This is a genomic window from Rathayibacter sp. AY1F2 (assembly GCF_002930885.1).
Lineage (GTDB): Bacteria > Actinomycetota > Actinomycetes > Actinomycetales > Microbacteriaceae > Rathayibacter.
Map to the genome: position 1 here is coordinate 35,878 of NZ_PSVG01000021.1, position 23,058 is coordinate 58,935.

Here is a 23,058-nt window from a genome sequence, read left to right on the forward strand (position 1 = left end):
GGAGTCGTTCATGGCGCGGGAGGAAGCTGATGACAACACAGATGTTCCCTGGCGAGATCGGGTCGATGCCGGAATTGGGTTCGTCCGCGATTGCGACGTTCCGGCCCGCAACAGAGCTTCCGACTCCTGTGCGGTTTGTCGACGGCTTCGATCTCTTCGTTCAGTTCCTGCAACGCCATGGCGTGGACCCAGAGAGCCTTGCTGGTGACGTGTCGGGAGTGTGGCTCTTCCTGGCCAAGCATCCGACCGCCTTGACGACGCCAGAGATTGCCGACGCCGCAGCCCGGTTCGTCGGGAACGTGATCGCGGTGGTGCATCCCGCGGCGACCTGGCGAGTCACCAACGAGCCGGAAATCGGGACGAACGTCCGCTCCATTCCGGTCGCCGCCCTCGTGCGAACCATGGTGCAGCGTCCCGAGCAGCGGGAACCGTTCCTCGAGATGCTGTCCACCTGGGATCAAGAAGACCTCGACGACCGCGAAATCACCGCGCTCGCTCACGATGTCACTCCACCGCCGTTCACGGTTCCACCGGTTCCGTTCCAACGCGCCGCCTTCCCTCCCATCGAGTTCCGCGACGACAACGGCCACGTCATCGAATACGGGCAGCGCTGGCCCGACCACCACCCACCTGACGACGCGTACTCCCGCGTCTCCCACCCAGAACGCTTCGCACCCCTACGCCATGACGTCGACGCCCTGGCCGACTACCTCCACCGCTGGTACTCCGTCGACGTCCGCCACCTCGACCACGACGGGACACAGCAGATCCGGTTGCAGCCTCGCGCCGGAACCCCGATCACCGTCACTGCAACCGACGAATCAGTCCAAGTGGAAGCAGGCGTCTTCTTCCGCGCCACCCTGCCGAACTGCTCCTGCGATGCCTGCGACGAATCAGCAGAAACCGCCGCCGACCGCCTCGAAGAAGCCGTCCTTTCCATCGCCGCGGGCGGCTTCCGCGAGACGTACCCCCTCGGAAGTCGCCGGTGGCTGCACACCCAGCTCCACGCCGTTGACGGCAGCGGCTACACCGGCAGCAGTGGCGCCCCCGACAGAGACCTCACCACCGACGACCTCGAACACGCCACCACGACCCTGCGCCAACTCGACAACGGCTGGTGGCCCGCCTGGCCCCTCCGCACCCCCAACTCGCCAGACCGAACAGGCGACGACGAAACGACGAACGACCGAACCTGACGAGCGGCTCCAACTGCTTCGTTAGACGCCCCGCCACCTGGCTCCCCACCGGACGGGTCGCCACCACCCGTCCTCTGAACCCACGTTCGCGTACGAATCGCATGGCTAGCCTGGCTGAGTGGACTTCATCGGGTTGGCGCCCCAGCACTTTGACACCGCGCTCGGCACGGTACTGACCACAGCCGTGCAGGCGCAGGGCTGGAGCGCACAGAAGGTAGCCGTGTTCGCACGGCTCCGACCGCGCACCGTCCGACGCATCCTGACCGGCAAAACCTCGGCCGGCACCGTACAACTGCACCGCCTCCTGCAAGTCCTGCAACTCGACCATGACGCCACGATGCGCACCGTCTACATCGAAGCGCGAGTCGCGCAGCTGGCCGCGGACACCGAAGCAGCCGAGGACCGCGACCGCCCCCGGGACATGCTCGGATGATGACCGGCAACGACCTCGCCGTTCTTCTCAACCCCTTCGTCATCACCGGGGTCGTCGTCCTCGTCGCGATGATCCTCGGTGGGCCGTGGCTGCGCGAGCGGTACATCTTCCGCGAGCTCAACCGCGACACCGGCGTCACCCGACACCAGCCCACCGCCCTTTTCACCCCAGGCCGGGCCGGCAATCCGCCGCTGGTGTATTTCCTGGAACTGCACTACGCCGAACGCCTCGACACAGTGCTGATGCTGCACCGCGTCGGCGCCATCGCGAGCCTCCACGACGGCTCCATGACCATGCACGACCGCGCCGGACGCCTCCTCACCCACCTCAGCGCGCTCGACGTCGCCTACTATCGCCGCCTCAACGACACAGCCCCGCAACCACCCAACCCGGGATAGACAAGCCGGCCTGGCGCTCGGCCTTCCCTGCCCCGTTTCACGCCCCCTCAGCGGAATCACCACCGGACAGGTCTAACGAGACGGCCCCGCCCGCGCCACGCCGCGGCGGCGCACGCAACTCGCGTGCGACCGGTTGACGACCCCCTACCGGACGCTGGATAGCAGTGGGTAGTTTTACCGTCCGGACGACGATCCCCATATGGGACGCCGTTCTACCTTGCGTTGCGCAACCGCAGACGATCGACGGTGACGCCGACCGCGACGGTGACTGCGGCGGCGACCAAGCCCCATCCGAGCCCGAGCGTGTATGTTCCCCTGCTCGGGTCAGCCCAGTTCTCGATCTCCGGGCGTCTGGCGAAAGCAGCAGCGTTGAGCTGGGTTGCCACGAAGGCGACAACAAGAGTCACCAGCGCAAACACCACCAGCGAAGCCAGAACCCACATCAGGAGCTGCCGACGTCGACTCCGCGCGTTCCCCGGAACAGTCATGTGCTGAGCGTACGAACTGGACCGCCGTGGCGCACTAGCCGCGGTGCAAAACGTCAACGATCAACCGGTCATCCTCCGTCTCTCGACGAAGGAGCAGGGCGTCCGGTGGTCGATCCCGATACGGGACGCGCGCCAGCACTGTGATACCTCGCGCCACGGTGACCGAACGACGTCGGAACCGACGAGGATCCGAGGCGTGAAGAACAGCAGTGACGGTGAGCACTACCTCCTCCTCAGGACAGCCCTCTGGGCAGACGCCACCGACGTCGTTGGAATCTATGGCAGCGAGCAGCGCGCTCGGGAAGCAGCAGGTTCCTCTACGGGACCCGATCAGTGGACGCTCGAGGAGTGGAGAGGAGACGTGCGCCGCAGCAGTCTCCAGCTCCAGGCCGCTACGCGCTCACGCTGACGCAATGGAGTTGCACGGCTACAGTCACGAAGGAGGGTCGCGATGCGGCGACCGCTGGGGAGGTCGCTGTGGGCGAATCGAATGATGGCCGCTTCAAGAAGCTGCCCGATCGGATCGAGCCGGCTCAGCAGACCGTGAGCGTCCCGGCCAGCGAAGACGACTCCACGACGCCACCGCAACCGCCGGCCGGCGTTCCTGACCTCGTGATCGCGACTCGCGTGGCGGACGCCGCCACGATGACCGGCCTTCTCCGCCGTACGGCGGGGCGCGTTGCACTGACGGTCGTCGTCGTCGCGGCCGGCCTCGTCACCGTCCTCGCCGCGCTCAACCTGCGCCTGTAACCAGACCGATCAGCCGTGAGCGAGGACGGCGCGTCCGACAGCGGCGCCTCTCGACTCGCCCACCGAACATTCCGGGGATCCCATGCTCAGAGCACTTTCGTCCACTTCCATGTTCTGGATCGGTGTCGCCGGGATTCTCCTGGGCATCGTCTTCGGCACGATCGTGCCGTTCTGGATCGCCCCCTACCAAGCCAACGGATCACCCACCGTCGAACAGATCATCAGCACCATCCCGGTCCTCACACGAATCGCGGAGGGCATCGGCTACTCGTTCGTCGCAGGAGCCTTCGTCGTTCGCCACTTCGAGAAGCGCGAACTCGTCGACGCTCGACGGTCCGTGCACTTCGTCGGCCGAGCAGCCCGGAAAGACGAGCAGTAGCCCCTCCGAGCAGTCCGCTGAAAGCGTCCCGCGGATCGATCCCCTTACAGGACACTCTCGGTCGCGAGTCGGTAGCTCCTCGTGGTGAGAGCCGCGTCACGCCTACTTTTCTCCCGTGGGAGAACTCAAGGTAACGAGCTCGGCGGCGGTCGAGGCCGCTTCACGTCGCGCCGAGGGGTGGATACGCCGTGGTTGAACGCCTGGACAGTTGGGACCCGAGCAGACTCTCGCCGGACCGGCAGACACCACCCCGCCAACGACGGTTGGTGAGACTGTCGATCGCGCTGGGAGCTCTAGCCGTCGTGGCGGCCGCGGTTCTGTGGGTGGGTGATCTGCTGTTCGGAGTGCATGGCCCTTCCCACTACGTCAGCATCACCAACGACACCGGAGCCTCACTCACCTGGTCCTGCTCCTGGTCCGATCTTCACCTCGCCGCCGGGGAGACAGGTCAGCTGCGAATCCTCGACCAGCCCGACCAGGACTACGGCTGCGTCCCACAAGCAGCGACCCCCTTCGTAGCGGCGGCGCACAACAACGACATCTGCCCGTCACTGACCTCTATGACCGAGGGAAGGCAGTTCACGGCAACCGACTTCGCGAAGACCTACCGCTGCCCGTAGCTGGATACGCGACCGGTGAACGATCCCCTAACGGGACGACCCAAGTCCGATCGAAGGTCAGTAGGCGACGTCAGCGGGCGCTGGCTTCCCGACTCGGCTGTGATCGGGCCGACGGGCTCGGTAGGAAGATCCGGCCAGGAGGACACCTGCAGTCACAGCAGCTAGCGACGTGGCGACGCCGGTAAAGGGCAAGGTGTCCGCGACATCCCACGGGAGAAAGAACGCTCCAGGGTCGGTGAGGGGGTTGATGACCATGAGGAGCCCAACACCAATCAGCGTGACGGGTCGTCCTGGCGAGAGTACGAAGGCGCCGAATATCACGAGCGGGAAGGCGACGGCCCAGACGATCGTTGTGGCGATCCACGTGAAGTCTGACTGTGTGGCGCTGTAGCAACCCTCGTTCAGGCCACCGAGGCACGAGCTCCAGTGCACCAGGAACGCGGCGGCACCAGCAGCCCCGAGCAAGGCGATTGTCCATCCAACCAACTGGCCTGACGTCGCGAGTCGCTTCATGGGCTCAACATAGAACTCGAAGGTGAACCTGAGCTAGATCCACACGGTCGAAGCGAAGGCCACCGCCCCCTCGCCCCGATGAACGATCTCCATACGGAACAAGCGGTCGTTCGACCGTGCCGTGGGCTGCTCAACCGATGATCATGGCGGTACGCAGAGCGAGAACCCAGCTGGTGACGGCGCCGACCACGCCCAAGGCGAGCAACAGCCACCTCCATCGAGCGTGAGAGCGCCTGCTGGCGCGCATCGCTACGACCAGGAGAACAAGGGTCGCGAGGGCGACAGAGCACAGAGCCGGCCACGCGACGTCAAACCCCGTGCACTGAGGCGGAAGGGACTCGTTGCACGCGAACGAGAATCCGTCGAGGAAGACGCCCGCGACGAGGGCGAGGAGAGTGATTGCGCCCGCGATCGCTGCGGAAGCCTTGAGCGACAGCGTCTGCACAACATCACTATCGGACCAACGGGTGAACGGCAGGAGCGCGCTGGACCACTCGGGTCAGATCCGCATCGGTGAACGATCCTCTTACGGGACGGCCATTGCGCTGACCGGGAGACTCTCCGGCTAACGTGGCTACATGCGGCAAATCGTCCATCTTCATCGGAGGGCCGCTCTCTGTGCTGTACCCGTCGGCGTGGTGCTGGGTGCGCTGCTCGGTCTGGGATTGGTCCTTACGGGTAACTCCGACTTCCGCGAACAGGGCGGGTGGGGCGCCTTCGCCTACTTGATTATGGTGGGCGCCATTATCGGTGGGGTCAGTGCCCTGGCTGCCGTCGCCGGAGGATTCGTGGCGATTCTGATCACTCTGCGGTCGGGACGAGCCACCGAGTCGTCCCCGCTGATCAGCCCTATTGGGCCGGCCGTAGGGTCGAGCGTTCCGTGGGTTGTTGCGGCCGGCGTAGCTGCCGTCGTGGGTGATCCGATGACGGCGGGGATCGCTGTCGGTCTCGGTGTCGTGGCGGCTGTAGTCGGCGGGGTGAGTGCTGCACTACTTCTTCGAGGGGTGAAGTACTCGAGCATCACTACTGCGGCTGACGATTCCGGCGCGCTCACGTCGGTTGTGCAGACGAACTCGAAGACCTGAACGTTCACGGTCATCTGCACGAGGTTTGGGACGCAGCGACGAGCTGTGCAGGCGACCGTGAGGAACGACAGGCGCTCGGTGTCGCGTCTGCGTGCACCGATGAACGATCGTCCACCGGGACGGTCGGCGGACTAGCATTTTCAGCATGGGGCGACGCCAGCACACTAAGGCTCTAGTCCGGTTGGCGTGCGCGGGTACGCTCATGGGCATCTCACTGTGGGTGACCTGGACGACGTCGTCCTACTGGCAGCCATGCACAGGCGCTAGATGGAATGAAATGAACCCGTCCTGCGCTGAGGCCATGTCGTCATACGACCTCATGCCCCTTCTGTATCTCTGGGGCGCCCTCGCTCTCGTCGTTGTAGCTCTGGTGGTCGCACGCCTCGTTCCCTAGGTTCCCGCAGGGGTAGCGACGGTTGCAGCAGTTGTTCTCGCCTGCCCTGTGGCAGACCCAGGATTCTTCTGGGTCGAATGGGGCAGCGCCGACAGCACTCCCGGACACGGCCTCTGGACAGCGTGCTGGATTGCAGCAGCCGGTCTAGCCCTCGTCTACCCGTCACGCACCCGGAACCCGAGTATTCGCACAAACACGCCGGATGGAGCAGCTACTACACCGTCCGTCGCTATCTGATCGTTCGGCCCGGTGCACTCCGGGCTGAACACTGCGACGCGATTCGCTTGCGGTGACGCGCTTGCCAGTGGGTCAGGGCAGGCAGCGGAAGGGACGGCGACGGCGCGCGAGAACGAGCAGTGGCCCAAAACGTCGGACCGTCGAACGATTCCCGCACGAGACGTCTCCCGTAGCGATGCCGGTGAGAGCGGCACACCTAGACTCCTGCGCATGACCGCTTCGTCATCCGTGGACGTGCCGCGGCGCCGACGCCGTTCGGCTCGTCGCCGCCTGTCCTTCTTCGGTGTCCTCGGCGAGCTGCTGATGACCGCAGGGGTCCTCGTTCTGCTGTTCCTCGCCTGGCAGCTGTGGTGGAACGACGCCGTAATCGCAGGCCGGCAGGAAGATCAAGCGGCCGAGCTGCGCCAGAGCTGGGGTGATGACGCCCCGTCCGCTGAGGCGCCGTCCGAGCCGAGTGCTGAGCCGGCCGCCCCCGGCGACCCAGTGATCGCGCCAGTCGCAGCTCTAGACACCACGTTCGGCAACCTCTATATCCCCCGGTACGGCGAGGGGTGGGTGCGCACGATCGCTGAGGGCGTCGACGCGGAGAACGTGCTCGACGTGGGCAGTATCGGCCACTACCCGGGAACGCAGATGCCCGGCGAAGTGGGGAACTTCGCGATCGCCGCGCACCGCTCCGCCGCCGGCGGAGGAATGCACCTCATCGATGAGCTGCAACTGGGTGATGCGATCTACATCGAGACCGCCGACGGCTGGTACACCTACCGGTTCCGGAACCTCGAATACGTGCAGCCCTCCGAAGTGCAGGTCATCGATCCGGTCCCCTGGACGAGCGACGTCGCTCCGACCGACCGCCTCATCACGATGACGAGCTGCAATCCGCTGCTGTCGACCGCGGAGCGGATCATCGCCTACGGCGTCTTCGAGTCGTGGCAGCCCCGCTCCGCCGGAGCGCCCGCCGAGCTCGCCGCGTCCCTCGCGACCTGACGTCCGGCGTGGTCGCCGGCGCCCTGACGAGGGCGGCGAGCCGATTTCGTGCTGCGGCAGACGTTTGCGGGTCGGGTGGACATGTACAGGATGAACCCGCTTTCGAAGGAGCCCGTCATGACTGCCGCCCCTGACCGAGACCCCCTGGACGTCCTGCTGAATGAGTCCAGCCCCCGCACATCGACAGTGACGGACGACGTCGCCGCCGAGCTGGCCGAGCTGCAACAGCTCGCGGCGGCAGAGGCCCGCGTCAGCCGCCACCGCTGGGCCCGTCCTGCGGTCGCCGGAGTCGCTTCGCTGGTACTACTCGGTGGCATGGCGACAGCGGCCGCCGCGGCGACGGGCGCGTGGTCGCCGTGGGCGGAGACGCCGGACGCCTCGATCACCTATTCGCTGCCCAGCGGTGTCCAATGCGAGGAGCGCATGGGAGACGTTCAAGGGACCGATCCGGCGGCCGTCGCCGTAGTCGAGAACTTCTACCAGACGACCGACATCGACGCTCTCCTCAGCGACGGTGCGCTCGAGGAGACCGTCGCGCAACTGCGCACCGAGGACCAATCCTTCATCAACGCTGACGGATCCCGCACGTCGGCCGGCTACGGCACCGAGTTCTACAACGCCGACCGGGAGTACTCGACCGCGGTTGGACGCATCATCAGCAACGCCCTCGACGCCGAACTCACTGCGCAGAACGTCGACGTCGACGCCGCGAACATCAGCATCGCCGGCGAAGCCCACTGCCCCGGAGCGACCTGGTGACCCGCAGGAAGATCGATGAGGCGGAGCAACTCACCGAGGCCCTGCGCGTCGCCTCGCCCGACCTGCTCAAGTACCTACAACGCCGCCTCCCTCTCGAGGACGCCGCCGACGCGCTCGCGGACGTCATGCTCACCGCATGGCGCCGTGTCAGCGCCCTCCCCCGCACCGCGGAGGAGTCGAGGATGTGGCTGTTCGGCATCGCCCGGAACGTCCTCTCGAACAGCACTCGCACCGAGAGCAGACGAGCTGACCTCTCCGGCCGGCTCCGCGGCGTCCTCGCGACCGCTCCCACGGAGGGACGCCCAGCCGACGAAGGAGTCGACGTGCGCGACGCGATCGACAGGCTCGCGCCAGAACAGGCCGAACTCGTCCACCTCATCCACTGGGACGGCTTCTCCATCACCGAAGCAGGACACCTCCTCGGCGTCCCCGCGTCCACCGCACGTACCCGCTACCAACGAGCACGAGAAGACCTGCGGTCGACCCTGGCGACATCACCAGCACGCGATGACGACGCCAAGCCCCTCCGAGCGGTCCGCTGAAAGCGTCCCGCAGATCGATCCCCTTACGGGACGCGCGCCATCGAAGTGGCACTTTGTGCCGGACCCATCGCGGGGCTCTGCGGCCAGCGAGGATCCGTGGTGTGAGCATCAGCATCGACGGGGAGCACTACCTACTTCTGCGAAGCGCCTTTTGGGCCGAGACGCCGGATGTCATCGGGATCTACGGCTGCGCCGAGCGGGCCCGGGAAGCGGCCGGGGAAGCAGTGGGCGCGTCGCCCGGTCCCGATCGATGGGTTCTTGAGACGTGGAGCGGAGGTGAGCTGCGCAGCAGCGTTCGGCTCGGATGACGTTCGGGCAGCACGCTGGTGGCTCTACTGTGGCGGTGCGGTCGAGAAGTGGGGACTTCGCCGTGAGCAGCACCCGCAGGCTCAGCGGTGCTGCACCCAGATGTTCGGCTCCACATAGATCCCCTCGTCCGCGTCGCGGTCGACGCGCAGCGTCGAGAGGCCGCCGGGGATGACGTACTCCCCTGACGCCGGCAGGGCGATTCCGGTCCACTCCTCCCACTGGGCGACCGTGCCGGTCATCACCTGCGATCGCGGGGCGACGTCGAGGATGGTCGCTCCCATTCGCACGTGTGTGCGCAGCCACGGGTCCAGCGGCAGCCCGTCCTCTCGGGTCCAGGCCGCGTAGACGTCGATCGGGGTCAGCGGGTAGCGCGGCTTCATCGTCGGGCGCAGCGGCACGATCACGTGGTCGTAGCCGACGGTGATGCTGAGGTCGCGGAACGCGCCGAGCAGCGTCCCGGCGAGGCCGGCGCCGGTGCGGTCCGGGTGCACCTGCGCGGCGCAGACGACGAGGGTCGTCGCCTCGCCCTCCTCCTCGAGTGACCGGCGGAGGGAGTCGCCGTACCCGGCAGGCAGACCCTCCCGGGTGACGTCCCACCGGATCGGCACCGCCCAGCCCGCAGCGACCGGCACGTCTTCATCGAGGACCACGAGCTCGAACCGGGTGAACTGTTCGCGCACCTGCGGCAGGTGCTCCTCCGCGAGGCGGTCGGCAGAGATGAACGCCAGCCACCCCGAGCTGAACAGCGCCTCTACCTGCGCGTCGTCGCGCGCTCGCGCGCTCAACACCTCTGTCGACGTCATGGGCTCAGTCTGCGCGCAGGACGGCCGGCAGAAGATTCCCAAGCGGACGCGACGCGATCACGTCCTACATTCAGCACCCGAAGGCTGCAGAGGGTGAGAGCGAGCCCACCTAGAGTGATCAACGTGCCCTCGCTGACAGACCATGACGCCGAATACCGAGAGGTGCTCATGTCTCCCTTGCGCACCAGTTCCGGCTACCTCCCCAAGATGGGTGGAGGGGTTGAGGTTGACCTTGACGGATTCACGAGCCTCTACGGGTCCGACCCGCTGTACCACTGGATGGGTTTTGACTCGCCACTCATGTTCGCCGCACACAAGGCCGCTGGCGGGATGACCTCGCTCTACCGGCAACTCGGCATTGGAAGCGAGCGATTGGTCCGCCACGTACTCCGCGACCAGCTCGCCCTGTCCGAGGAACAAGTTCGATGGAGCTACGAGTTTCCATACGGGGGTGCAGTACGACTGATCACATTGGATGGCCGTATCGAAATTGACGCCGTGAAGGACACAGCGGCAGCCGAGCGTCTTAGAAATTGGATTACTGAACAGCAAAAGGCCCTCAAGATTTCGGTACCTCTCCGTGGTGCCGTATTAGAAGTCCGTCAAGGCTACAAGAGCGCCGACAGTAAGCGTCAAAATGGAGATTTGGCTTCCTCCGTACAGGCCGTAGCTCACGGATATCTCCCGGTACTTGCCATCATGAGCACGCAAATCAATCAGACTGTTCGAAATCGATATACGTTGGGTCGATGGGCTGTCCTCGCTGGCACGACCGGCACCGCCGACACAATGACATCGACTTTTGCCTTTTTCAAGAATGTTGTGGGTTATGACCTCGCGGCATTTTTTGAGCGCAACGCCTCGGTACTACGCACAGAAACGCACGTGGTCCTCAAACACCTTTTGGAAGCAAAATGACTATTCTTGAACGAGTTGCGCGAGATAGTGTTGCGCGTAACGAGTACATGACTTTTCGCGCCAACGCCGGGGTGGGTCGACATGGTTGGCTGCGTCTTACCCCCGCCTACGGTGTCAAGGTAGTGCGCGAACGGCTCGAGCTACTCGAACCAGGGTCCGTTGTAACAGACCCGTTTAGTGGCACTGGAACCACTCCCCTTGCAGCAGCGGAGTACGGCCACCTGGGGCAATCAGTCGATGTGAATCCATTTCTTGTATGGCTTGGAAATGCGAAAACTCGCGACTATCAAGAGGATATTGAGGCGACTCTTCTTGGGGCAGTTTCAGACGTAGTTGATACCGCTCAGTCTTTTCCTGCACGAGACCGCCTTTGGCAGCCTGATATCTTTCGAATCGAGCGCTGGTGGAGCCCTGGATCCCTCCACGGTCTGCGCACGCTTCGGGCGAGCATCGACACCTACAATGGCGACATTCGCGACCTACTAGAGATATTGCTGTGCCGCACACTCATCGCAAGCAGCTCAGCCGCATTCAATCATCAAAGCATGAGCTTCAAGGATATAGCGCCTGGGACCCGCTTCAAGGCAACTGATGACGATGCAACAATTGCGCTTTTCCTCGCCGGTGCCGCTGACCTAGCTTCATCGGCCTCTTCCACCCTTGCCGGAAGTGCCGCAGTGCGACTTGGAGATTCCCGCACAGGCCTAGCCGACCTTGAACCAGCCGACCTTGTGCTCACGTCACCACCGTATTGCAATCGCATGTCGTATATTCGAGAGCTCAGACCTTATATGTATTGGACGCGCTATCTCGACGCACCCAGTGACGCGGGTGACTTGGACTGGCGCGCCATCGGTGGCACCTGGGGAACGGCGACGAGCAAGCTCGCTTCCTGGGCTGCTGAGCATCCGACGCCGATCGACTCGCAGCTTCTCGCGGTTTGCGAGAACATCTCCCGCGATGGTGGCAAAAGCGGACCCGTCCTCGCGGCGTATGTCCATAAGTACCACTACGACATGTGGCTTCACTTCCAAGCCGCCGCCGGCCACGTCAAGCCTGGTGGAAGCGTCTCCTATATCGTAGGAAACAGCACTTTTTCCGGTCACGAGGTACCTGTGCAGAAATGGTACGCGGACATGCTCTCTGCGCTAGGTTATGTCGATGTAACAGTGCAGACGATTCGAAAGCGCAACAGCAACAAAGCCCTTTACGAATACGACGTTTCTGGACGTCGGCCAAGCTTCAGCTAATGAGCCGTGAAGGCGCGTACAGCGTCATTGGGATCACAGCAGGACAGCAGAACGGCTTGATGGCACCAATCACGAAGTTAATGGAGGTCCTGGCTTGACTTGGCACAGCAGCAATTCCGATGCGCTAGAAAAACAATTGGGCATGCTGATCGACGCGACGCGACGCGAGCGAGATTTGACCTCCGCCCGATCTTCGGCAACTCAGACGCGCGCGGGAGTTTTAGTCGGCGCTGCCGGTTTAGTTGGAACTGCAAGCACCCTATCAACAGATCTTATGTGGATTCCATTGCTCGGTTTTGGAGTTGCGGTTGCCCTAGGGATTTGGGCCTTAGTACCGGACAAAGGCCACGCCGTCCCCACTCAAAATTACCTAGACAATGCTACCTCTTACACTCCTGTTGATCTATTGGAAACTATTCTGCGTAAGGAAATTGAGGCAAACGAAGCTAGTGCGAAAGTTGTTTCAGAACGCTCCTGGCTAACGATCGTTGGCTTTATTGTCTTGGTTTTGGCCTTCGGAATAGCAATCTTGTTTAATATCAACGATGCGTTAACCGAACCTAGTCCGCTAAAAGTTATGATTGTTGAGGAATGATGCCAAAGTCCACCGAGCCTTGCCCGCCTGGCTTTTACAGAACAATCTCTGGGAACTGTGTGCCAAATCCCCCCTTGGTGACCAGACTTGGAGAAAGTAAAAAACCCTCAGACTCGAAGTGATGCGGGCGTAACGGTCTACGCACCTGGGCAATCGCTACGATTCACACAGAACACTGTCGACAAAGCTTCGGGTGACCCACCAGTCGTGGTTTCAGTGTGCGGAGTCCGATGAGCATCAAGGTCAACAGTGAGGGCCAGGTGTTCCTTACTCCGCGTGCCTCGATGCGCTGACTGGCCTCGCACCGTCGACCCCAGTACGGGCGGCGCCGTCCGTAAGCTAGGCGCATGTGCGGTCGTTTCGTCGTTAAGGACAACACCGAGGGCTTGCTCCCGGACCTCTTCACGGGCGGCTTCGCCGGAATGCGGCCGAACTTCAACGTGGCGCCGACGTCGCCAGTGACCGTCGTGCGTGAGCGCGACGGGGAGCGGTCGGCGCCGACCGTGCACTGGGGGTTCGTGCCGGTTTGGGCGAAGGACTTCAAGAAGCAGCGGCCGCAGCCGATCAACGCGCGGATCGAGACGGTCGCGAGCTCGCCCATGTTCCGGAAGGCGTTCGCGACGTCGCGGGTGCTGATCCCGGCGGCCGGCTACTACGAGTGGACGGTCACGGAGACGGGGAAGCAGCCGCACTTCATCTACGAGCCCGACGCGGCCCTCGCGATGGCGGGCATCGTGTCGGCGTGGCCGGATCCGTCGAAGGCGGAGGACGATCCGGAGAAGTGGCGCCTGTCGACGGCGATCATCACCCGCGACTCGCATGTAGCGCCGGGTGAGGTCCACGACCGGATGCCGGCATGCATCACGCCGGACGGGTACGACGACTGGCTCGGCGGACACCTCGACGTCGACGCTCTGATGCAGCTGCTCGACCGGGAGTCGTACGCGGTCGCGCACGACCTCGAGCACTACGAGGTGTCCCGCGACGTGAACAGCGTCCGTAACAACGGACCGCATCTGCTCGATCCGCTCCCTCCCGTAGCGGGAGGCTAGGCGGATGACTCTCGACCCGTCGACGGATGCGCCGGCCGCGGCTGACGGTCACCCGCAGCTCGGGTCCATGCACAAGAACGGTGATCGCCGGTTCGGGATCGCAGGGGCGCGCTCCCAGACTCTTGCGGACCGCGGGACCCCGATGCTGTCGAGCCTGTACCACTCGACGGTCACTGAGCATGTGGGGGCGGTGCGGGTCGGAGACGAGCTGCGGGTGGAGTGGAACGGCACTCAATGGTGGGCGTCGTCACCGGCCGGCGTCGTCGGCCGGCTCTCCTGGTCGAAGAGCCTCCGGATCGACGCGACCCACGTCCTCGAAGGGCGAAGTCCGTACGACGACTCCGGCACTCTGCTGGTGCAGAGCGTCACGGTCGACCGGGAGGGCGCCGTGGTCGACTGTGGCGGCTACGTCGTCCCGGACGGTCACGATCCGGCCGAGTGGTCGACGTCGACGCCGGATGAGTCGGCGCGGGAGCTGCGCATCACGCTGACCCCGAGCGCGCCCGATGCGGTGGCGGCGCAGCCGCCGGCGCCGCGATCCTTTCTCCGTAGGCTCCTCGGGCGCGATCACTGGCGGGCTGCCAGCGGTCGCGGCGGGCGCCGCTGTTGGCGTCGAGCTGGCGTTCGACGTCGGCCAGGATCGCGCGGGCCGCGCTGCACCGGTGCTGGTTAGAGTGCGTCCGTGGTGTTGGTGCTGATGGACGCAGTTGTGATGACCGACTACGGGCAGTTCACGGTGACGCAGACAGGCATGTGGGACGGGGACGCGGACCGGTTCTTCGCCGGTCAGGTCAACGGCTGGGTCGCTGCGGCCGTTCCGGGCGTTGTGCATGTCGTGATGGCGCGACGGTCGGGTGGTTCTGGGGTGCGGGTCGAGCTGTGGGAGCGGGAGCCGGCGCCGAGTGATTGGGACGATGTTGTCGAGGTGTCGGCCGCGTTCCAGGACGGTGATGCCGTCCGGTGGGAAGGGTGGGGCGGCATGTCGGGCGGAGACCTCGCTCTGCCGGCGGGCAGCTATCGCGTGCGGGTGAGCGCTCAGGGCCGTGACGCCGGGAATGCTGACGAGTTCGCGGAGGGGGTGGTCGATCGGTACCTTCTTCAATTCTGGCCAGCTTCGGCAGCGCCCGATGAGGTACTCCGCACACTCAGCGAAAACGCCGAGTACTGGAACGGCGCGTGGGGGCAACGGCAATAGGGAATGCGTGACTGCTAGACATGAGGCGACTACCTTTACCTGCTTGGAGAAACCCTGATGGCGCAGAAGCTCACTCTTATCGATGACCTGGACGGCTCTCCGATCGAGGGTGACGGTGGAACCGTCACGTTCTCGATTGACGGCGCGAACTACGAAATCGATCTGTCGGCAGAGAACACCGCCGAGCTGCGCCGCGTGTTCGAGAAGTACGTCGATGCCGGCCGCCGCGTGCGGCGTGACGGCAACGCCGGCTCCTCGGCTCCTTCGCGCGGGAAGAGTGACCCGGAGCGGTTGAAGGCGATCCGGGAGTGGGCGGCGAAGAACGGCCGCAACGTCTCCGAGCGTGGCCGCATCTCTGCTGAGGTCCAGAAGGCGTACGACGACGCCCACTAGGGCGGCGTTACCGTTGACGCTCGGATGAGCGTCGGACGGGAGGAGTGCCGGTGAGTGTCGTGCGGGAGATGTCGGCCCTGTATCGCGGACCGTGGGGACGCCTGGGCGGCCTGATCACAGCGAACGCGGACGGCAGCGATCGCCAGCGCGTGCGCTCGGCGGTCGCTCGGTCGGTGTTCTCGCGCGGCGGGAAGATGATCCACTACTCTCCCGCCGCCTCGATCTTCGGGGACGGCGACGAGCGCGTCGAGCCGTCGCACGAGCTGCTGGCGTTCGCCGCGCATCAGTACGCGGTGCCAGAGGGGTATCTCACCGGCGCCGATGACAACGAGCTGCGCGACGTCGCCTTGCATCGCGCTCTGAACGCGAAGCACTTGCACGGGACGCCCGTCCCGGATTCGTTCACGGTGACGACGCGCTGCCCGACGCTCGGAGGCGAGTTGGGCGAGGCCGGCCACGCGGCGACGGCGCTGCGCACAGCGGAGCGCCGATCGCTACTTACCGCGATTCCTTACGCGCTGGTCGGTGTCGCGTTCCCTGGCCTGCTGACCTGGGCCATCTTCGCGAACGGCAACGACGGGCAGCACTGGTTCCTCGGACTCTTCTTCCTCGCGTTGACGGTGGCGAGCGTGTCGGCGGTGGCGCGGCGTGTGATCGCCGCTGTGAGGTTCTTCCGCCTGCCGCCGGCTACGGCGGAGCTGTGGTCGGACCTGCTGCTGAAAGAAGCGATCGCGACCTACTTCCACGACCTCTACTCGGAGGGGTACCTCCCGCGGGCGTGGTTTCACGACACCTTCTGCCGAAACCGGCCGATCACTCGACGGGCCTATGAGCGGCTGGGGACAGAGACTCTGACCCGCTCGATCATCACGTTCGAGGCGCTGAACGGCTTCCCGAAGCTGCGTCGAGCTCGACGGCGCCGGGACGGCGACGGGCAGCCGGCGAACTGACTTGTCTACTTGTCATCAAGTAAGCAAGTCGCCCTGGTCCCGCTGCTCGGCGGCACTCCATCGGGGTCAGTCCCAGCCTCAACTGCGAGGGTGAGGGCATGGCGAATCCCCGCACTCCCCTGGCTCGTGCCGCGCTGGTCAGCAACGGCATGGTCTGGTTCGGCCTGTCGCTGATGTTCGCCAGCATCGCGGGCGAGCAGACGTTCGCGGCGTTCGCCGGCCAGTGGTTCAACGTCCTCGGCTGGGTGCTCCTCGTCGCAGTCGCGATCGGGCTGGCCGTCGTCGGTGTGATCGAGAACCGGAACATCCGGGCGGGGAAGACGCACAAGGCGCGTCCCCGCCGCTGACCACCGCTCGAGCGCGGGTGGCCGTTCCACGCGCGTGACGGGGGGTCGAGGGGGCTCTCCCCCTCGTGCGGGCCGGCCCGTTCCGGGTCGGCCCGCACGCACGCTCAGAGCATGTAGAGGTGGTATCCGACCGCCACGCCCTCGCTGAGGGGTCCGAAGGTGTCGGCGTAGTCCTGTGTCTCGTGGCTGTTGGTGATGAGGTCGAGCGCGACGCGCTCCTCGTCGCTCTCGTCGCTCATCTCGTCGGGCTCGTCCTCCCACTCCCGCAGCACGCGGTGTCCGGAGTCGGTGACACGCCAGAGCGCCCAGAATCCGGCGAACGTGCCGACCGTCTCGCGCTTGAAGACGAGGGCCGTGGCGGTGGGCCAGGCGTGGTGAGCGGCGGCGGTGAGCAGGACGCGCACGGCGACGTGAAGGGCGCGGGTGTCGCCAGACTCGGCGGCGACGTTGACGAACACTTGCGCGGCGCGCAGCGCGGGGGTGTGTCCCCACTCATCGACGTCGGGGGCGGGGGTCGTGGTGGTAGTCATGGTGGGCCTTTCTGCAGAGTCGAGGGAGGAGGGCGGGGACCGGCGGCTGCCGGTCCCCGCGGAGCGGGCTAGTTCAGGGCCGCGGCGTCGGCGGCGGTGGTGTCGCCGGTGACGACCTGCTCGACCGGGGAGAGCGCGTAACCCCAGGCCGCGAGCTGGCGGAAGTGAGCGGCGGCGCGGGCGTCGCCGCGGCGCCAGGACTCTTTGCTCGTGTTCGCCTCCTGCCCTGCGAGGACGACGGCCAGCGCGACCAGGCGGGCCTTCGCGGGGTTCGCCTCGACCAGCGGGGCCAGCGCGTCGGCGTGGTAGCCGGAGGGCTGGGTGACGCCGAGGAGGGTGTGAGCGAGCGCGTTGCCGTTGCCCATCCCGCCCGACACCGACGAGCGGTGCGCGGTCAGTCCCAGGGCGATGACGCGCTCGGCGTCCTTCGGGAGGGTCTTCCGGGACAGGAGCGTCGCGATCCAGTCGCGGCGCACCGTCTCGGCGGCGATCCAGGCGCGGTTGTTCGCGAGGAGGATGCGGCGCTCGGCGGACTTCGCGGCCTTCTCTTCCTCCGTCTCGGGTGCGGCGGGCGCGTTGTAGGCGTAGCTGAATCCGTGGGCGGCGGGGTCCTGGATCGCGTAGGAGACGTGGGTGTTGCCGTCGTAGATGGTGCTCACGAGGACGCCCCGCGGCTCGATGGTCGCGATGTGCTCGACGGTGACGCGCTTGCCGTCCTCCGTGCGCAGCGGGTCGATGACGACCCACGCGCTGCCCTCGCCGTCGACCTGATCGCGGGTGAGGAGGGTGAAGCCTGCGGCCTCCTGGTTCGCCTCCTCCACGAGGACGGCGATGTGGCGGGCGCGCGCCTTGCGGTGGCGCTCTGCGGTGTGGGTGAACTGGCTCGGGTTGGTGGTGGCGACGGTGATGAGGTCGGCGCGGGCTTCCTCGTCGTCCTCAAATTCGAGGATGATCGCGGCCTGGTCCAGGGTCAGCTCGTGCTCGTGCAGCGCGGTCCGCGCGACTGCGGACTCCTCGACCGCCAGTCCCGCTTTCACGGTCGCGGCCTTGGTGCCGGTGCGCTTGGCGATGCTCGCGGCCGACAGGCCCTCGAACGACAGCTGCGCCCACGCGGCGGTGCGGTCGGCGGTGGTGAGTTCGGCGCGCTGGTCGTTCTCGATGATCTGCTGCACGATCCGCTCGGCGGTCTTGTCGTCGCCCTCCACGACGTAGACAGGGATCGTCGCGAGGCCGATTTCACGGCTCGCGAGGGTCCGGCGCTGCCCCGCGCGGACGATGACGTTGCCGTGCTCGTCGCGGCGTCCGAGCACAGGCGACAGGATCCCGCTCTGACGGATGGAGTCGATGAACTCCTTGGTCAGCGGGGCGCTGGTGCGGACGTTCTGCTCGATCACGAGGGCGGTCGGGTCGATGTGCTCGATGGTCCCGGTTGCGGTGGTGTTCACGATGGTTTCTCCTCAATCAATGTGCGATCATTGAGGCGACGGGTCCCGTGGTTCTAGATCAACTACGGGGCTTTTGTCGTCTTCCTGATCGTTTTTCTTTGCCTCTCCGGCGGGATGAAATCAATTGAGTGGAGTCGGCGGAGTGCCGAGCATTTCGGGCGAAATAAGGGCGCTTGCGCCCGCGTCCGAAATGCTCGGCACGTAGCAGACGGAGCGAGATAGATTGAAACCGCGGAGAGGTGAAGAAAACGGGGAAACGGGCCGCGTAGCGGCTTCCCTTCGGCGGTGCTCCGTCACCGCTGCGCGGGCGGAGCTCGCGCCCCCGGAACGGGGATGCCGGGGAGTGTGAGGGGGTCGCCCCTCACGGGCCGGCCCGGAAGGCCGGCCCGCACCGCGCGGCTACCGGTCGGCGGGCTCGTAGCAGTTGGCGCAGTCGCACGGCCCGCCGGGGTTCTCCGTCCGCTCGACGGCCGCGATCTGCGCGGCCTGCTCCGCCGGGGAGAGCGCCTGCCACCCCTCATCCACCCGCCGGTTCGACTCGATGCGTGCCGCGCGCTCGTCCAGCGTCTCCGGGGTCGGGGTGAGGAAAGCGGCCAGGGCCGCGCCGGTGTCCTGCTTCTCGGCGGGGGTGAGGAACGCGATCAGCGCGGCGGCGTAGGCGGTGCCGTCGTCGGTGACCGGGAATCCGCCGGGGGCCCCTTCTCCGGGCAGGGTGAGCGTGTTGCGGATGTGCGCGAGGATCTCGGCGTCCGCGGCGGTCGCGTCGTCGTCGGACTCGGCGCGGCGGGTGTCGAGGATGAGGGCGAGCTGTTCGGCCGTGGCGCGGCCGGTGTCGGTGGGGGTCATGGTGTGGTCCTCTCAGCGGCTCATGAACGGGGCGACGCGGCGGATCGCTGCGCGGCGAGCGTGGGTGACGCAGTGGCGGAACGAGCCGCTGGTGATGCCGTGCAGCTCGTCGGAGTGCCACGCCTCCCAGACACCGGACTTGCGGCGGGTGACGAGCACGGAGGGCGTCGTCCTGGGGTCGGTGCCCACGACGCGGATGCTCACCGCGCGGGTGTTCGCGAGCGTGAGATAGGTCTTAGCCGTGGTCTGCAATTCGGTGGCGGTCTGCATGGTGTGGGTGCTCCCTCTGGCTGATCGTTTTTCTTTGCCTCTCCGGCGGGAAGAACCGTTTGAGTGGAGGCGGCGGAGTGACGCCCATTCCGGGCGAAATAAGGGAGCGCAGCGACCGCGTCCGGAATGGGTGGCGCGGAGCCGGTGGAGCGAAATAGGTTTGAACCGCGGAGAGGTGAAGAAAACGGGGAATCGGGCCGCGTAGCGGCCTCCCCTCGGCGGTGCTCCGTCACCGCTGCGCGGGCGGAGCTCGCGCCCCCGGAACGGGGATGCCGGGGAGTGTGAGGGGGTCGCCCCTCACGGGCCGGCCCGGAGGCCGGCCCTCGCCCGCTCAGCTCGCCGCGGCCGTCTCCGCGACAGCCTCGCGGGCCGCGCCGAGTTCCGCGGCGGTGCGGTGTCCTTGCACGTCGGCGTAGGCGACGGAGTAGGGGCGCGTCCCGGCGTTCCAGTCCAGCGCGACGGTCACGGTCTTGGGGTTTCCGCGGGTCACGACGCTCCACCCGTGCTTGTGCTTGATCGCGTCGCCCTTGGCGATCGTCTCGCGGCTGTAGATCGTGACCTGTCCGGCGGCGGCCTGCGCCTCGCGGACCTCCGACCAGTAGTCGCGCTGATCTTCGAGCTGCGCGCGCTCGGCGTGCAGCCGGTCGAGTCGGTCGCCGGTGGCGGGGGCGGTCGTCTCGATGTAGCCGCCGCCGAAGTTGTGCGAGCTGCCCTCGATCTTCCGCGTGTAGCCGCGAATGTCGGTATCGAGCCGGTCGATCCGGCGGGCAACCATTCCCGGCGCGTAGCGGGATTCGGTGGTGTGGGCGGCGACGTCGGCGCGGGCGCGGGCGCGGGTGGCCTCGCGGTCGGCCTCGACGCTGCGACCCATCGCGTTGTGGGCCTTCACGATCGCGTTACGGTGCCGCGTCTCGGAGTGGTGGCCGATCTTGATCGGCTCGCCACCCTCCGGGAGCCGATCGAACGCGCGGCGCGCGGCCGCGTCGGCGGTGTCGGCATCCGCTGCTCGCCGGTCGGCCTTCGCGTCGAGCGCGTCGACGCGGGCCGCCTGACGCTCGATGGTCGCCGCCTCCGCCTCGGCAGTCGGGCGGAACGTCTCTTCGGCCTCGATGGTGACCTCGTGTCCGGCGTCGCGCAGGGCGGTCGCGGCGCGGTTGATGGTCCACCACTTCGGCAGGCGGTCCCGGGACTGCGGGACGTACCAGGCGCCGATGGAGCGACCCCAGCGCCAGCCGGACGCCTTCAGGATCTCGGCGGTGCCGTCCCCGCGGCTGGTGCCCTCGATGAGGGTTCCGGCCTCGGGGGTGTGGGTGATGGTGAGCATGCTCTGTCTCCTTCTCGTCTCGGGGGTTCAGTCGTTGTCGCGGTAGTCGGCGGGCGTCTCGCTGCGGTCGTGCAGCGCGTACGCGGCCGGGAACAGGTCGAGCGCTCGCGCGACGTCGACCGGAACGACGACGTAGGCGCCGGAAGCCATGTAGCCGATCCGGCCCTCCCCCACGGGCTCGACGGGCTCGAAGTGCTGCAGCGTCACCCCGGCGACCGCTCCGCTGCGGGTGACCAGGTGCACGGCAGGGGTCTGCTCGGTCACCGGGTCGCGGCCACCGGCGCCGACGATGACCACCTGACGGGCGGTCCGGCTGATGCCCTCCGTCCCGGGTCCGTGGTACTCGCTCGTGATGACCTCGGTACGGGTGCCGCGCTGCTGAGTCATGGTGTGTCTCCCTCTGGCTGATCGTTTTTCTTTGCCTCTCCGGCGGGAAGAACCGTTTGAGTGGAGGCGGCGCAGTGACGCCGCTATCGGGCGAAATAAGCCCGCAGGGCGCGTCCGATAGCGGTGGCACGTAGCCGGTGGAGCGAAATAGGTTGAGACCGCGGAGAGGTGAAGAAAACGGGGAAACGGGCCGCGTAGCGGCCTCCTACCGGCGGTGCTCCGTCACCGCTGCGCGAGTGCAGCTCGCGCTCCCCGGAACGGGGAATGTCGGGGAGTGTGAGGGGGTCGCCCCTCACGGGCCGGCCCGAAGGCCGGCCCGCCGCCTCTCAGCTCTCGTCGTCGCTCTCGTCGTCGTCGGCGTCGAGGATCGCGGCGATGCGGTGCGCGGTGGTGAGTACCCGCGCGGCCGTCTCGCGGATCGTGTCGGCCTTGCAGTCGCTCCACGTCGCGACGTAGCCGACGCTGTAGGCGCTGGTGTCGAATCCGACGAGCCCGGCGACGACGAACGCGACGGACTCGGCTTCCGTCTCCATCAGCCCTCGGTGCTGCGCGTACTCCTCCAGGTCATCGACGTGACCCATCAGCACGTGCGCGGCCTCGTGGATCAGGGTCTTTGCGGCCTGCTCCGGCGACAGGCTGGAATCCACGACGACCGTGCGCTCCTCGGGGGCGGCGTAGCCGTTCGTTCCCTGCGGCAGCGGGCGGCGCTCGACCGTCCACCCCTCGGCCTCGAGAGAGGCCGTCAGCGGCGCAATGACGCCGTGATCGTGCTCCCCGGTGAGCAACTGCGCGATGTCGCGGGGATCCTCGGCGCCCTCCATCAGGTCGGTCTGCTCGATCGCGAACACGGACACGAGCGGGTAGTACGTCTGGACCTTCTGCCCCGTCTCGTCGGTGCTGGTCGTGGTGCCCTCCTCGGCCTCCTCGTCGGCGGCGATCTTCCGCTGAGCGAAGCCGAAAATCTTGATCGCCTTCTCGCCCTTGCGTACCTGGCGGCCCTTGGCCTGCCACGCGCGGAACCCGGCGACGGCGGAGGCGTCGGGGCGCTGAGCGAGGATCAGCAGCAGGTTGCCCAGGCTGTAGCGGTGGAACGAGGACGCGAACGAGAGGAACCGGCGCCACTGGTCGGAGTCGCGCAGCGCCTCGACCTGCTCGGCGATGCTCTCGTGCAGCGCGGCGGCCTGCTCGCGGCGCTCCTCCGGCGTGGTCCGCGGTGCGCGCTTCTTGGCGGCGGTCTTGCGGGCGGTGGTCGTGCTGGTCATGGCGATTCTCCCTGTGCGAGGATCGACGCGACGGGTCCCGTGGTTCTAGATCAACTACGGGGCTTTCGTCTTGTCTGATCGTTTTTTTGTGCCTCTCCGGCGGGAAGAACCGTTTGAGTGGAGGCGGCGGAGTGACGCCTATTCCGAACGAAATAAGGGAGCGCAGCGACCGCGTTCGGAATAGGTGGCACGTAGCCGCTGGAGCGAAATAGGTTTGTACCGCGGAGAGGAACAAAAAACCTCGAAGCAGCGCCGCGCAGCGGCTCCCGGTCGCCGCAGGCGATGTGCGCGAAGCGCACCCCGCCCCGCGGAACACCGGGGAGGGTGAGGGGCCGGCCCCTCACGGGTCGGCACCGCCGGCCCTCCCCCACCTCCCGACCGCGACATGCTGACTTGTAAAC

31 protein-coding genes are annotated in these 23,058 nt (G+C 66.3%); 20 read left to right on the forward strand and 11 right to left on the reverse strand.

Annotation, left to right across the window (positions count from 1 at the left end):
* Positions 1–29 precede the first annotated feature (29 nt).
* From C5C54_RS14315 to C5C54_RS14325, 3 genes are all read left to right on the forward strand, one after another.
* On the forward strand, positions 30–1,196 hold the full coding sequence (locus C5C54_RS14315) for a DUF6226 family protein (RefSeq protein WP_104227090.1): 1,167 nt from the start codon (positions 30–32) through the stop codon (positions 1,194–1,196).
* Between the two features lie 118 nt (positions 1,197–1,314).
* Positions 1,315–1,629, forward strand: a complete 315-nt coding sequence (locus C5C54_RS14320) for a helix-turn-helix domain-containing protein (protein ID WP_104227089.1) — start codon at positions 1,315–1,317, stop codon at positions 1,627–1,629.
* Positions 1,629–2,027, forward strand: a complete 399-nt coding sequence (locus tag C5C54_RS14325; RefSeq protein ID WP_104227088.1) for a hypothetical protein — start codon at positions 1,629–1,631, stop codon at positions 2,025–2,027. The genes C5C54_RS14320 and C5C54_RS14325 overlap by 1 nt, the downstream gene beginning before the upstream one ends.
* A gap of 212 nt (positions 2,028–2,239) precedes the next feature.
* On the opposite strand, the gene C5C54_RS14330 is transcribed toward C5C54_RS14325, so the two are convergent.
* Positions 2,240–2,515 (reverse strand): hypothetical protein, encoded by a 276-nt coding sequence (locus C5C54_RS14330; RefSeq protein ID WP_146078850.1) that lies wholly within the window; start codon positions 2,513–2,515, stop codon positions 2,240–2,242.
* A 477-nt stretch (positions 2,516–2,992) separates the two neighbouring features.
* Here C5C54_RS14330 and C5C54_RS14335 point away from each other — a divergent pair, with 477 nt between their 5' ends.
* The 3 genes from C5C54_RS14335 to C5C54_RS14345 all read left to right on the forward strand — a co-directional run bounded on the left by C5C54_RS14335 (position 2,993) and on the right by C5C54_RS14345 (position 4,264).
* On the forward strand, positions 2,993–3,265 hold the full coding sequence (locus C5C54_RS14335) for a hypothetical protein (RefSeq protein ID WP_104227086.1): 273 nt from the start codon (positions 2,993–2,995) through the stop codon (positions 3,263–3,265).
* A 109-nt stretch (positions 3,266–3,374) separates the two neighbouring features.
* The gene (locus C5C54_RS14340; RefSeq protein WP_104224259.1) at positions 3,375–3,644 is read left to right on the forward strand and encodes a hypothetical protein; all 270 of its coding nucleotides are present in this window, start codon (positions 3,375–3,377) and stop codon (positions 3,642–3,644) included.
* Positions 3,645–3,910: 266 nt separating this feature from the next.
* Entirely contained in the window at positions 3,911–4,264 is a 354-nt protein-coding gene (locus C5C54_RS14345; RefSeq protein WP_104227085.1) for a hypothetical protein, read from the forward strand.
* A gap of 57 nt (positions 4,265–4,321) precedes the next feature.
* Here the strand turns inward: C5C54_RS14345 and C5C54_RS14350 are convergent, their stop codons facing one another.
* Both C5C54_RS14350 and C5C54_RS14355 read right to left on the reverse strand, forming a co-directional pair.
* Complete coding sequence (locus C5C54_RS14350) at positions 4,322–4,777, reverse strand: hypothetical protein (RefSeq protein WP_104224249.1); 456 nt, start codon at positions 4,775–4,777, stop codon at positions 4,322–4,324.
* 130 nt (positions 4,778–4,907) lie between these two features.
* A complete protein-coding gene (locus tag C5C54_RS14355; protein ID WP_104260277.1) occupies positions 4,908–5,222 on the reverse strand; it encodes a hypothetical protein in 315 nt (104 codons plus the stop codon).
* Positions 5,223–5,355: 133 nt separating this feature from the next.
* Between C5C54_RS14355 and C5C54_RS14360 the strand changes: the two genes are divergently transcribed.
* The 5 genes from C5C54_RS14360 to C5C54_RS14380 all read left to right on the forward strand — a co-directional run bounded on the left by C5C54_RS14360 (position 5,356) and on the right by C5C54_RS14380 (position 9,089).
* Complete coding sequence (locus C5C54_RS14360; RefSeq protein ID WP_146076974.1) at positions 5,356–5,862, forward strand: hypothetical protein; 507 nt, start codon at positions 5,356–5,358, stop codon at positions 5,860–5,862.
* An 841-nt stretch (positions 5,863–6,703) separates the two neighbouring features.
* Positions 6,704–7,480, forward strand: a complete 777-nt coding sequence (locus C5C54_RS14365) for a class E sortase (RefSeq protein WP_104288632.1) — start codon at positions 6,704–6,706, stop codon at positions 7,478–7,480.
* Positions 7,481–7,597: 117 nt separating this feature from the next.
* Positions 7,598–8,239: a hypothetical protein gene (locus C5C54_RS14370; RefSeq protein WP_146078851.1), complete on the forward strand. Its 642-nt coding sequence runs from the start codon at positions 7,598–7,600 to the stop codon at positions 8,237–8,239.
* Positions 8,236–8,781, forward strand: coding sequence for an RNA polymerase sigma factor (locus C5C54_RS14375; RefSeq protein ID WP_104260280.1), 546 nt, complete (start codon positions 8,236–8,238; stop codon positions 8,779–8,781). Before C5C54_RS14370 ends, C5C54_RS14375 begins: the two co-directional genes overlap by 4 nt.
* 101 nt (positions 8,782–8,882) lie before the next feature.
* The gene (locus C5C54_RS14380; protein WP_104227079.1) at positions 8,883–9,089 is read left to right on the forward strand and encodes a hypothetical protein; all 207 of its coding nucleotides are present in this window, start codon (positions 8,883–8,885) and stop codon (positions 9,087–9,089) included.
* An 81-nt stretch (positions 9,090–9,170) separates the two neighbouring features.
* Here C5C54_RS14380 and C5C54_RS14385 read toward each other — a convergent pair whose 3' ends face one another.
* Positions 9,171–9,893: a hypothetical protein gene (locus tag C5C54_RS14385; RefSeq protein WP_104227078.1), complete on the reverse strand. Its 723-nt coding sequence runs from the start codon at positions 9,891–9,893 to the stop codon at positions 9,171–9,173.
* A gap of 123 nt (positions 9,894–10,016) precedes the next feature.
* Here C5C54_RS14385 and C5C54_RS17680 point away from each other — a divergent pair, with 123 nt between their 5' ends.
* From C5C54_RS17680 to C5C54_RS14420, 9 genes are all read left to right on the forward strand, one after another.
* Entirely contained in the window at positions 10,017–10,811 is a 795-nt protein-coding gene (locus C5C54_RS17680; RefSeq protein WP_146078852.1) for a hypothetical protein, read from the forward strand.
* Entirely contained in the window at positions 10,808–12,061 is a 1,254-nt protein-coding gene (locus C5C54_RS14390; RefSeq protein WP_104227077.1) for a DNA methyltransferase, read from the forward strand. The genes C5C54_RS17680 and C5C54_RS14390 overlap by 4 nt, the downstream gene beginning before the upstream one ends.
* 142 nt (positions 12,062–12,203) lie before the next feature.
* On the forward strand, positions 12,204–12,656 hold the full coding sequence (locus C5C54_RS17685) for a hypothetical protein (RefSeq protein ID WP_146078853.1): 453 nt from the start codon (positions 12,204–12,206) through the stop codon (positions 12,654–12,656).
* 347 nt (positions 12,657–13,003) lie between these two features.
* Positions 13,004–13,708 carry an SOS response-associated peptidase gene (locus C5C54_RS14395; RefSeq protein WP_104227076.1) on the forward strand — a complete coding sequence of 235 codons (705 nt, stop codon included), beginning with the start codon at positions 13,004–13,006 and terminating at the stop codon, positions 13,706–13,708.
* A gap of 4 nt (positions 13,709–13,712) precedes the next feature.
* On the forward strand, positions 13,713–14,381 hold the full coding sequence (locus C5C54_RS14400) for a hypothetical protein (protein WP_104227075.1): 669 nt from the start codon (positions 13,713–13,715) through the stop codon (positions 14,379–14,381).
* Positions 14,382–14,390: 9 nt separating this feature from the next.
* A complete protein-coding gene (locus C5C54_RS14405; protein WP_104227074.1) occupies positions 14,391–14,903 on the forward strand; it encodes a hypothetical protein in 513 nt (170 codons plus the stop codon).
* A 57-nt stretch (positions 14,904–14,960) separates the two neighbouring features.
* A complete protein-coding gene (locus C5C54_RS14410; protein ID WP_104227073.1) occupies positions 14,961–15,296 on the forward strand; it encodes an Lsr2 family protein in 336 nt (111 codons plus the stop codon).
* Between the two features lie 50 nt (positions 15,297–15,346).
* Positions 15,347–16,246 (forward strand): hypothetical protein, encoded by a 900-nt coding sequence (locus C5C54_RS18040; protein WP_104227072.1) that lies wholly within the window; start codon positions 15,347–15,349, stop codon positions 16,244–16,246.
* A 98-nt stretch (positions 16,247–16,344) separates the two neighbouring features.
* Entirely contained in the window at positions 16,345–16,593 is a 249-nt protein-coding gene (locus tag C5C54_RS14420; RefSeq protein WP_104227071.1) for a hypothetical protein, read from the forward strand.
* Positions 16,594–16,697: 104 nt separating this feature from the next.
* Here the strand turns inward: C5C54_RS14420 and C5C54_RS14425 are convergent, their stop codons facing one another.
* The 7 genes from C5C54_RS14425 to C5C54_RS14460 form a co-directional block, all read right to left on the reverse strand.
* Positions 16,698–17,123, reverse strand: coding sequence for a hypothetical protein (locus tag C5C54_RS14425; RefSeq protein ID WP_146078855.1), 426 nt, complete (start codon positions 17,121–17,123; stop codon positions 16,698–16,700).
* A gap of 68 nt (positions 17,124–17,191) precedes the next feature.
* Positions 17,192–18,568 carry a ParB/RepB/Spo0J family partition protein gene (locus C5C54_RS14435; protein ID WP_181072906.1) on the reverse strand — a complete coding sequence of 459 codons (1,377 nt, stop codon included), beginning with the start codon at positions 18,566–18,568 and terminating at the stop codon, positions 17,192–17,194.
* A gap of 399 nt (positions 18,569–18,967) precedes the next feature.
* A complete protein-coding gene (locus C5C54_RS14440) occupies positions 18,968–19,414 on the reverse strand; it encodes a hypothetical protein (RefSeq protein ID WP_104227123.1) in 447 nt (148 codons plus the stop codon).
* Between the two features lie 12 nt (positions 19,415–19,426).
* The gene (locus C5C54_RS14445) at positions 19,427–19,684 is read right to left on the reverse strand and encodes a hypothetical protein (protein WP_104227122.1); all 258 of its coding nucleotides are present in this window, start codon (positions 19,682–19,684) and stop codon (positions 19,427–19,429) included.
* A gap of 331 nt (positions 19,685–20,015) precedes the next feature.
* Entirely contained in the window at positions 20,016–21,008 is a 993-nt protein-coding gene (locus tag C5C54_RS14450; protein ID WP_104227121.1) for a DUF3560 domain-containing protein, read from the reverse strand.
* A 27-nt stretch (positions 21,009–21,035) separates the two neighbouring features.
* Positions 21,036–21,395, reverse strand: a complete 360-nt coding sequence (locus tag C5C54_RS14455; RefSeq protein WP_104288633.1) for a hypothetical protein — start codon at positions 21,393–21,395, stop codon at positions 21,036–21,038.
* A 326-nt stretch (positions 21,396–21,721) separates the two neighbouring features.
* Positions 21,722–22,657: an ArdC-like ssDNA-binding domain-containing protein gene (locus tag C5C54_RS14460; protein WP_104227119.1), complete on the reverse strand. Its 936-nt coding sequence runs from the start codon at positions 22,655–22,657 to the stop codon at positions 21,722–21,724.
* Positions 22,658–23,058: the final 401 nt, after the last annotated feature.